The following is an 8,926-nucleotide window of genomic DNA, read 5'->3' on the forward strand; positions in this document are numbered from 1 at the left end:
TCCGGCACTTGGTTGTGCAACCAGCCGTTCATAAGCTGCTCCGCCTGGGCCTCGCTGAGGGATTGCCGCTCCAGCAGTTGGCCCAAGAGCTGGGGCCAAAGGTCAGCTGTTGCCGTCATGGGTGGGGACTGGTTTTGAGAAAGCCTTCACCCTAGCATACGCCTGTTTGGGCTGCTGCCGGCAAGGCGGCTAGAGATCCCGCAGCCAGGGGATCCGAGACAGGGGCAGCCGCCGCCAGATCCCTTCGCTCCCTGCGGGATCCAGCAAACGCCAGGCCAGCAACCCTGCTGCCGAGAAGAAAGCCAAAGCCAACAGCAGCGCCAGCGAGTTTTGCACACTTTTGGAGGCGAATCCAACCGGAGATCTGCGTTGAACAGCTTGGGATCCCTTTTGGGCGGGGGAGGGTGGTTTTGCAGAAGTTGGGGAGGGACGCAACGGAGTAGCGGGAATGGGAGGCCCTGGCAGCCGCTTCCAAGCCATAACCACGGCCTGGGGGCGCTGGCGCTGGCGTATCCACCGGTTGAGCTCGGCCAGAGAGATAGCACAGAGGTTGGCAAGGCCCAGCTCCTGCACTCGCTCGACCAAGGGCCGGTCGTTGCTCACCACCACCACCAGGGATCCCGGCTGCTGTTGAGCCAGGGCATAGGCGCACTCGGCAATGGCCTGCTCCAGGCGGACTCGCAGCGACTGCTTGCCGGTGTTGGCTTCGCCCACTAAGGCGCGGGCTTCTGAGACGGCAAATCCCAAACTCGGCCAGTGGCGCAAGAAGGCGCGCGCTGTCGATTCTTCTGCGGGAACAATAGCCTGTCGGCTCAGGCGTTCTAGCTCCGCCATCACCCCCTGGGGCAGCACACACACCCCAAAACGGGCCCATTCCTGCCATAGAGCCGGGCGACCGGCCAGGATCGCAGGACTGTCGAAAACGAGCAACGGCGAGATTTCGGCCATAGGGGGCGCCAGCAGCGGGCTCACCCTCAATTGTGCCGCTTCTCCGAGAACTTGGGGAGGCGGGATCCCTCGGCCAGGCAGAGGCGGATGGCCAGCGGGTAGAGGCGGTGTTCCTGGGCCTGGATGCGCCGGTAAAGGGATTCCACCGTATCTTCCGGCAGAACCGGTACGGCTGCTTGCGCCACGATGGGGCCGCTATCCATTTCCAACGTAACCCGGTGGACGGTACAGCCGGTGATTTTCACGCCGTACTCCAGCGCCTGCTCCACGGCCCGCAGGCCCTTGAAGCTGGGCAAGAGGCTGGGGTGGAGGTTTAAAACCCGCTCCGGGTAGGCGGACAGCAACACCTGGGTCACCAAGCGCATCCAGCCGGCCATAATCACCCACTCCACCTGATGCTCCTGGAGCACTTGCAAGATGGCCATGTCCAGCGCCTCCCGGCTGGAATAGTGCCGATGGTTGAGCAGAATACAAGGGATCCCTCTTCGCTGCGCCCGCTGCCGCACGTAGGCGTCTGGATTGTTGGTGATCACGACGGCAATTTGCGCCCGTAGCTCGCCGGCATCGATGGCTTGGGCGATGGCCTCGAAGTTGCTGCCGTTGCCGGAAGCCAAGATGCCCAGGATCCCCGGCTGGGGCGGAGCCGGGATCTCGCCGGGGTCTGGCCAGAGTAGGTTAGGCAGGTCCATACGAACAACTCGAGGGAAAGTCCGCAGCCCCGCTATTTTAGACCCAGCCGACGCGAGAGATGCGCCAAGAAATGCTGCGATGGGGCAGGGGATCCCCAATGGGTGGGGGGGATTTTCTGGAGTTTCTGCAAAGATAGGCCAAGCCAATTCCAGGAACTGGGCCTGGATCTTTCGCAGGCTGGTCTAGATTGGGAAGGCATTGACCTTGGTCTGAGAGCATGGCTCCCTTGGGAAAGCGACAGCGGCGATTTTGGCTTTTTGGCCTGATCGTCCTTCTGGTCGGATGGATGGGATCCCTGACGCAAGCGCAGCAGGGCCTCACCCAGGCCCAGTTGGAGCAGGCCCAATACGTGCGCAGTTGCGGCACTTGCCATGTGGCGCTGCCCGCTCAGGTGTTACCCACCGAAACCTGGCGACGGCTGCTACAGGATCCCGGCCACTACGGCCAGCAGATCCAGCCCTTGACCGGCGTGGCTTTACAACTGGCTTGGGGCTATTTGCGGCCTAATTCCCGTCCCCTGCGCCAAGGGGAACCGGTGCCCTATCGCCTGGCTGAGTCTCGCTACTTCCGCGCTTTGCACCCGCAAGTGGACTTTCCTACGCCAGTGCGAGTAAGCAGCTGCGTGGATTGTCACCCCAAGGTCGAGGCGGGGGATTTCGCCAGCCTCTCGCCGGAATGGCAATCTTGAGGGAGGCCCATGGACATAGGCGCTATTCTGGCCGGATATGCCCAGGGCTACTTCCTGATGGCAGACGAAGAAACGGGATCCCTGGCCTGGTATGGCACTGAGCAGCACGCACTAATCCCTTTGGACGAGCGGTTTCACTGTCCCCGTTCGCTGCGGCCTTTGCTGCGCAGCGGTTGCTTTCAGGTGCGGATCAACCGTGCTTTTGAGCAGGTGGTGGAGGGCTGCGCTGCTCGTCCGAAAACCTGGATTAGCCCGCAGTTAAAGCAGATCTACCTTGCCCTGCACCGGGCGGGGTTTGCCCACAGCTTTGAGACCTGGCAGGGAGACACCTTAGCAGGCGGGATCCTGGGCATTGCTTTGGGGGCAGCCTTTATCGGCGAATCCATGTTTTACCGCATTCCCAACGCTTCGAAGGTGGCGCTGGTCAAGCTGGTGGAACACCTGCGGGCGCGGGGCTTTCGTCTCTTCGATGCCCAGTTGATGAACCCGCACCTGGCTCGCTTTGGGGCTTTTCTCATGGACGGACGGGATTACCAGGAGCTGTTGCAGCAGTGCCTGCGGATCCCTTGCCACTTTGACTGAGCCAGGGCTCTGGGAGGCAGGGGGGGTATTTATCAACAACATGGGCGGATTGAGCTAGGTTAAAGGTAGTGCTCAGCTTTTGTTCCGGCCATCCCGATGTCACAGCCCTCTCCTGTCAGCTCCACCCCCGTTGAGGAGGGATCCTCGCCCCAGGTGAGCTATACCCGCCTGGCCATGCGCAACATGGTACGTAAAGGCAAAACCTCTCTCCTGCACTTCACCCTGACAACAGCAGGGTTGCTGGCAGTGTTGGTAGGGCTAGCCTACCTGTTTCACTGAGTTTACTACCTTTGATGTTCCCTCCTAAACTTTTCCCAAGTGTTAGGAAGGTAAAGAACAGGCAGCGAGGGATCCCGGTTTTGTCGGCGGCAACCTCTGCTGCAGACTTCATCTTTGGCCCTTGGGACTTTGGCCTATGCAAACTTCGCTAGATCGCACCTCCACCCGCTCTGGCATTCGCTTACTGTTGTTTGCTCAGGGTCGAGCCAATATCGAGGAACTGGCGGAGCAATTGCGTCGGCACATCCAGGGGCTGCCCGGCCAGTATCCTGCCCATCTGAAGGTGGTACCGCTGGAGGAGCACCCCTACCTAGCAGAGCACTACAAGTTAGTGGTGACGCCAGCCTTGGTGAAAGCGGAGCCTCTGCCGGCTCAGGTCTTGGCAGGCGAAGATCTGGCGACGCAGTTGGAAGTGTGGTGGCCCCGCTGGCAGGGTCAGGCGGCTTTGGTTTCCCACCAGGAAGAGGCGGGTCAAGATCCTGCTCCTCCCCCAACCACCGAGGCGTTGTTGCAAATGTCGGAAGAGGTGTTTTCGCTGCGCCAGGAGCGCGCCCAACTGCGGGAGCAGTTGGACTTCAAAGACCGCGTTCTGGCCATGCTGGTTCACGATTTGCGCAGCCCCCTGACGGCTACAGCCCTGGCGGTCGAAACCCTACAGCAAGGGCGAGAGGGATCCCTGGACAAGGCGGTGGAGCGGCAGTTGTTCGAGCATGCCCGCCAGCAATTGCGCAAGATGGACAGCATGATCACCGACATTCTTGAGTCGGCCCGTGGCAGTGCCTCGGAGCTGCGGATTCGAGCCGTGGAAACTCAGTTGGCCAGCCTATGCCAGCCAGTGATCGAGGAGCTACTGCCTCGCATCCAAGCCAAGCAATTGCAGTTTCAAGCCGATATTCCGGTGGATCTGCCCACAGTTCACGTGGATCCCGACAAGATCCGCCAGGTTATTTTCAACCTGTTGGACAATGCCATCAAGTACACTCCCGCCGGGGGATCCATCCGCCTCAACATCCTCCACCGCACCAGCCAAAAGGTACAGGTGACCGTCAGCGACACCGGCCCTGGGATCCCGGAAGCCGACCAAGAGAACATCTTCTCCGATGCGGTGCGCCTATCCCGCGACCAACAGCAGGAAGGCTATGGCATCGGCCTTTCCCTTTGCCGTCGCATTGTGCGTGCCCACTATGGCCAGATTTGGGTGGAATCGATCCTGGGCAAGGGCAGCAGTTTTCATTTCACCTTGCCGGTGTATCGACTCTGCGGTCGCTAGCAAAGCTTTGGCCCTCGCTTTTCCCTGTTTCTCCCGAGAGCATGATCGGCCAGAACCAGTGGGGGCGCATCAGGATCACGGTGTCGATGACGTGAATGATGCCGTTGTCCGCCTCGATATCTGCCTGGATAACGGTGGCATTGTTCACTTCAAACACATCCCCTTCGATAAACAGATCGATGGGGGATCCCTCCACGGAGCCTACACTTCGATACTTAGCCAGATCCGCCTTTTTCAGGCGACCGGGCACCACGTGGTAACACAAGATGCGCGTCAGTTGGGGGATGTTTTGCACCAGGGTGGTAATGGTGCCGGGGGGCAACTTGGCGAAAGCTGCATCCGTGGGGGCGAAAACCGTAAAGGGGCCGGGGCTTTTCAGAGTATCCACCAAGTTTGCCGCTTTCACGGCTGTAACTAGGGTGGAGAAACCCTCAGCAGAAACGGCAATATCGACAATATCAGGCATGGCCGAGATCCTTATTTTCTGAAAGTTGGGATGATAGGAAAGCCAAAGAAACAGGCAGTTGCAGAGCTACCTAGCCTGAACACAATCGAGAAGGGGAAGGGTCAATGCCTGGCACTTGAAGTCGGCTAGCGATAGTTCTGATCCTGAATGTAGGCCAGGCGGGCTGCTTCTCGGATCCCGTATTCTGGTCGGGTGAAGCGATTGAGTTGTCCCTCAAAATAACGGCGGTTCATCATCAAATGCCGCGGATTGGGATCGTCCAAAGGATAGAGAAAAGCTGCCCTCCCCGCCTGGATCACGGCTGAGGTAACGTTGTACATGGAGCGCTGGAAGCTGATCCCAAGCTGGATCAGCATGTCATCTTCACCGCGGCAATGCTTGCGGTAATACTCCACTAAATACTGGGGCAAAAAGTGGTACATATCCTGGTGCAAAAGCGTCGGCGGGATCCCAGCAGTGGCCACCGGAAACTTGTCGGCGTAGAGGATCCCATAGTGGAAGTCCAACTGGTTGGTGGGAACTTCGTTGGCCTGGGCGTTGTAGGACTTGGTGCCGCGGAAGGGAGAGGTGCGATAGAACACAGCCTCTACGTAGGGGAAAGCCGCCTCGTAGAGCCAGGTAAATCCCTTGGATTTGGGCACAATATCGTACCATTCTCCGCGAATGCGCACCCGGTGGTAGATGGGCCGCCCGGCAATGGCGAAGATTCCGTTGACCAAAAAGTTCATTGCCTCCGGCACGCTGGTGATTTTGCCCTCGTCATAGAGATCGCTCATCTCAAAAAAGACGGGAGCCATCACCTCCCAAAACAGGCCCAGCACCGAATACATGGTGGCCTGGCGGCAGAGTTCCAGAAACATGTCTGGAAAGAGCTTGTACAGGCCGGTCAAGAGAGGATTACCCTGACAGTAGGCGCGGATGGCGCGGTCGGCATTTTGCTTGTACTCTTCCGAATCCATGTAGGGATCCAACAGGCCCCCCATATCCCGGTGCCAGAGCATGGCCCGCATACATTCTTCGGCAAATTCCATGTTGATGCGGTCATGCCAGAGGTGATGCAAAATCCGCGGCAGCTTGCGCTTGAGCTCCCCTTTTTCCATGAACTCCAGAAGTTCCGGGTGGGCCGTGGCGGGGCCGCGCCAAATGCGCAAATCGGCATTATCTCCCGCGTAGTGATTGGCCAGCTTTAGGTATTCTTCGGGAATGATGTACTTAAAAAAGGGCAAGGGATCCACAAACACCTGCTCGGCAATGTAGAGCAGATCCCGCCAGTAGAAGTCCATCGGCACCGCATAGGCTTTGTAAAGGCCGATAATTTGCATCAGGTTTTCCGGCGTATCCGGCAGCATGGATCCCCCCGCTTCGAGGCGGTGGACTACATCCGCAAAAGGGTGGGTAGAAGGGGGAAGCTTGCGGGTTGTGAGGGTTGTCGTCATGGAAGAAGTCTCCAACTCTTCAAAAGCTCTGGATCCTTGAGGCTATGCGTCGAGATCTCAATTCGGTCTTGGACGCTTCCTGGAAGTTCTCCGATTGCTTTGATCGCCTCCCGAGAAGGTGACCTAGGGAGAATGGGCAAAGTCACCGGCTGAGGCCAGGATGAGGGTTTGGGCCTGAGCCACCTGGGTGGATAGAGTAAACGCCAACGGTTGCGGCCATTTCACCAGGTTCATAGGCTGGATCCCAAACCAGACGATCAAGGCAGTTAAGATAAAGCCCGGGATCCGCTCCCAACCTTGCACCCGCGGGTAGTAGGCGGTGCGGTTGTCCAATTTGCCGAAGCAGGTGCGGTTGAGCAGGATTACAAAATACACCGCCGTCAAGCCGGTGCCGCAGATGCTGATCAAGGTGGGCAAGGGAAAATCTTGGTAGCTGCCCTGGAAGATCAAAAACTCCGCCACAAAGCCCACCAAGCCCGGGATCCCGGCGCTGGCCATGCCGCCCAAAATCAGCAGGGCACTCACGGTGGGCAGGCCGCGCAGGGGATTGAGCAGGCCGTTGAGCACGTCCAGATCCCGCGTTCCCACCTTGCGCTCCACCAGGCCCACCAGATCAAACAGCAGCGCCAAAATCAGGCCGTGGGAGATCATCTGCACCATCGCCCCCGTCAGGCTAATCGGTGTGGCCGCCGCCATGCCCAGCAGGATATAGCCCATATGGCCAATGGAGCTGTAGGCCACCATGCGCTTGATGTCTTTTTGGGCGATGGCTGCCAAAGCTCCCGACAGCACAGCAATGGCCCCCCACCAGGCCAGGATCTCGCCCAGATCGGCCCAAGCTTGGGGAAACAACTGCAGCCCAAAGCGAAACAGACCATAGGTGCCCAACTTGGAGAGCACCCCACCCAGCAGGATCGCCACCGGCGGCGAAGACTCGCCGTAGGCGTCGGGCAGCCAGGTGTGGAGAGGCACCAGCGGCATCTTGATGCCAAAAGCCACAATCAACGCCAAGAGTGTCAAGGTTTGGGCAGCAGGGCCCAGAGAGCTAATGCGAATCTCGGCCAGCTCAAAGGTATGGGGATCCCCTAGCCAGTAGATGGCCAAAAACGCCCCCAACAGGAAGATGGCAGAGACAGCGGTGTAAATCAAAAACTTGATGGCGGCGTAATCCCGCTTGGGGCTGCCCCAGATGGAAATAAGCAGGTAAATCGGGATCAGCACCAGCTCGTAAAAGAGGAAAAACAAGAGCAGGTTCTGAGCGGCAAAAGCCCCGTTGACCGACCCGCTCATGAGCAAAATGCAGCCGTAAAAGAGATTGGGCCGCTTCACTTCCGGCTCCGCCGTCAGAATGGCGATGAGGGTGAGCAGCCCGTTCAGGGCCACCATCAACAAAGACAGCCCATCCAAGCCCAGGGAGTAGCTCAGCCCAATTGGCGGGATCCAATCCCACCGCTGCTCCCACTGCAAGCCGGTCGCCTGCAAGTCGAAGCGGGTAAATAGGAACAGGGAGATGGCCAGCGGGATCGCGGCCAAGACCACCGCCAGCTTTCGCCCTCCCAAGCCCAGGAACAGGAGCAGGGATCCCAAGATCGGCAACACAATCAAGGCACTCAGCATGGTTTCTACCCCCTCGATCTACCCAAGCCTAGAAAACCACCAACCCAGCAAGGCCACCCCCACCACAATGGTCAGCACATAGGCCTGCAACTGGCCGGAGGTGGTGTATTTCAGGACTTGGCCGCCTGCCAGCACCACCAAGCTGGTCAAATTCACCAAGCCGTCCACCACGTAGCGATCAAAGAGAGCCGTGACATCAGAGATGATGCGCACCAAAAACACCACACTGGCTCGGTAGAGCTTGGGAGTGTAGAAGTCGTTGGCCAGCAGGTCCTGCCAGTCGGCCAAGAAAGCCCAGTCCACCGGCCGCCGCTCCCGCGGTAGGTACAGCCAGGCTCCCAAGGCGATGCCCGCCAAGCTGGATCCCGTCATCACTCCAACGGGGATCCCTTCTAGGGTGGGAATGAGATCCAGCGCCGCCAGGATTATAGGCATGTGCAGCGCCACTCCCATGGTGACTGTGCTGGGCAACATCATTGGCCAATGCACCTCTGGGGAACGCTCGCTCATCTGCTGCGGCTTACCCCCCCAAACCAGGCCGAAGACCCGCGTCAGCCCCAGCGCCGTCACCGCATTGGTAACCAGCACCACTGCCGCCCACAGCACCTGCCCCGATTGCGCCAACTGCTGCCACAAATCTGTCAACACCCAGAAGGAGCCAAAAGGCGGCAGAGCCACCATGCCGGCCATCCCCGTCAAAAAGCACAGGCCGGAGATGGGCCGCCGCGACCACAAGCCCCCCAGGTAGCGCAGATCCTGGGTAATGCTGTTCCAGATCACCATACCCAGCGCCATCACCAGCAAGGCCATCGCCGGCGCATAGGTAAGCAGCAGTTGGTAGGCCTGTTGGGTGTGTCCTGTGCCCACTGCTACAAAGATCAAGCCCATGTAGGCGCTCACCAGATAGGACAAGGCCCGCTTGGCATCGATTTGGGCCAGAGCCACGAAGG

10 protein-coding genes are annotated in these 8,926 nt (G+C 59.2%); 4 read left to right on the plus strand and 6 right to left on the minus strand.

The window, feature by feature from the left end:
- Positions 1-189 precede the first annotated feature (189 nt).
- Both NW852_RS07995 and purN read right to left on the minus strand, forming a co-directional pair.
- Complete coding sequence (locus NW852_RS07995; protein ID WP_414426618.1) at positions 190-948, minus strand: PIN domain-containing protein; 759 nt, start codon at positions 946-948, stop codon at positions 190-192.
- A 26-nt stretch (positions 949-974) separates the two neighbouring features.
- Positions 975-1,637: a phosphoribosylglycinamide formyltransferase gene (purN, locus tag NW852_RS08000; RefSeq protein WP_414364091.1), complete on the minus strand. Its 663-nt coding sequence runs from the start codon at positions 1,635-1,637 to the stop codon at positions 975-977.
- Positions 1,638-1,855: 218 nt separating this feature from the next.
- On the opposite strand from purN, the gene NW852_RS08005 reads away from it, so the two are divergent.
- The 4 genes from NW852_RS08005 to NW852_RS08020 all read left to right on the plus strand — a co-directional run bounded on the left by NW852_RS08005 (position 1,856) and on the right by NW852_RS08020 (position 4,457).
- On the plus strand, positions 1,856-2,326 hold the full coding sequence (locus tag NW852_RS08005; RefSeq protein WP_414364092.1) for a hypothetical protein: 471 nt from the start codon (positions 1,856-1,858) through the stop codon (positions 2,324-2,326).
- 9 nt (positions 2,327-2,335) lie between these two features.
- Entirely contained in the window at positions 2,336-2,908 is a 573-nt protein-coding gene (aat, locus tag NW852_RS08010; RefSeq protein ID WP_414371408.1) for a leucyl/phenylalanyl-tRNA--protein transferase, read from the plus strand.
- Positions 2,909-3,004: 96 nt separating this feature from the next.
- On the plus strand, positions 3,005-3,187 hold the full coding sequence (locus NW852_RS08015; protein ID WP_414371405.1) for a DUF3285 domain-containing protein: 183 nt from the start codon (positions 3,005-3,007) through the stop codon (positions 3,185-3,187).
- A 136-nt stretch (positions 3,188-3,323) separates the two neighbouring features.
- On the plus strand, positions 3,324-4,457 hold the full coding sequence (locus tag NW852_RS08020) for a histidine kinase (RefSeq protein WP_414364095.1): 1,134 nt from the start codon (positions 3,324-3,326) through the stop codon (positions 4,455-4,457).
- Here the strand turns inward: NW852_RS08020 and NW852_RS08025 are convergent.
- The 4 genes from NW852_RS08025 to NW852_RS08040 all read right to left on the minus strand — a co-directional run.
- The gene (locus NW852_RS08025) at positions 4,423-4,923 is read right to left on the minus strand and encodes a fasciclin domain-containing protein (RefSeq protein WP_414371403.1); all 501 of its coding nucleotides are present in this window, start codon (positions 4,921-4,923) and stop codon (positions 4,423-4,425) included. The two genes, NW852_RS08020 and NW852_RS08025, sit on opposite strands and share 35 nt — an antisense overlap.
- Before the next feature lie 125 nt (positions 4,924-5,048).
- A complete protein-coding gene (locus tag NW852_RS08030; protein WP_414364097.1) occupies positions 5,049-6,359 on the minus strand; it encodes a CO2 hydration protein in 1,311 nt (436 codons plus the stop codon).
- Between the two features lie 123 nt (positions 6,360-6,482).
- Entirely contained in the window at positions 6,483-7,976 is a 1,494-nt protein-coding gene (locus NW852_RS08035; RefSeq protein WP_414364098.1) for an NADH-quinone oxidoreductase subunit M, read from the minus strand.
- Positions 7,977-7,994: 18 nt separating this feature from the next.
- Positions 7,995-8,926: proton-conducting transporter membrane subunit (locus NW852_RS08040; RefSeq protein WP_414426619.1), on the minus strand; the 932-nt coding region annotated here is incomplete at its 5' end.

The organism is Synechococcus sp. H60.1, assembly GCF_047462335.1.
Lineage (GTDB): Bacteria > Cyanobacteriota > Cyanobacteriia > Thermostichales > Thermostichaceae > Thermostichus.

Bases quoted from the DNA above. Each gene is read 5' to 3' on its own strand.
- NW852_RS07995 (WP_414426618.1), bottom strand. From the start codon at position 948: ATGGCCGAAATCTCGCCGTTGCTCGTTTTCGACAGTCCTGCGATCCTG.
- purN (WP_414364091.1), bottom strand. From the start codon at position 1,637: ATGGACCTGCCTAACCTACTCTGGCCAGACCCCGGCGAGATCCCGGCT.
- NW852_RS08005 (WP_414364092.1), top strand. From the start codon at position 1,856: ATGGCTCCCTTGGGAAAGCGACAGCGGCGATTTTGGCTTTTTGGCCTG.
- aat (WP_414371408.1), top strand. From the start codon at position 2,336: ATGGACATAGGCGCTATTCTGGCCGGATATGCCCAGGGCTACTTCCTG.
- NW852_RS08015 (WP_414371405.1), top strand. From the start codon at position 3,005: ATGTCACAGCCCTCTCCTGTCAGCTCCACCCCCGTTGAGGAGGGATCC.
- NW852_RS08020 (WP_414364095.1), top strand. From the start codon at position 3,324: ATGCAAACTTCGCTAGATCGCACCTCCACCCGCTCTGGCATTCGCTTA.
- NW852_RS08025 (WP_414371403.1), bottom strand. From the start codon at position 4,923: ATGCCTGATATTGTCGATATTGCCGTTTCTGCTGAGGGTTTCTCCACC.
- NW852_RS08030 (WP_414364097.1), bottom strand. From the start codon at position 6,359: ATGACGACAACCCTCACAACCCGCAAGCTTCCCCCTTCTACCCACCCT.
- NW852_RS08035 (WP_414364098.1), bottom strand. From the start codon at position 7,976: ATGCTGAGTGCCTTGATTGTGTTGCCGATCTTGGGATCCCTGCTCCTG.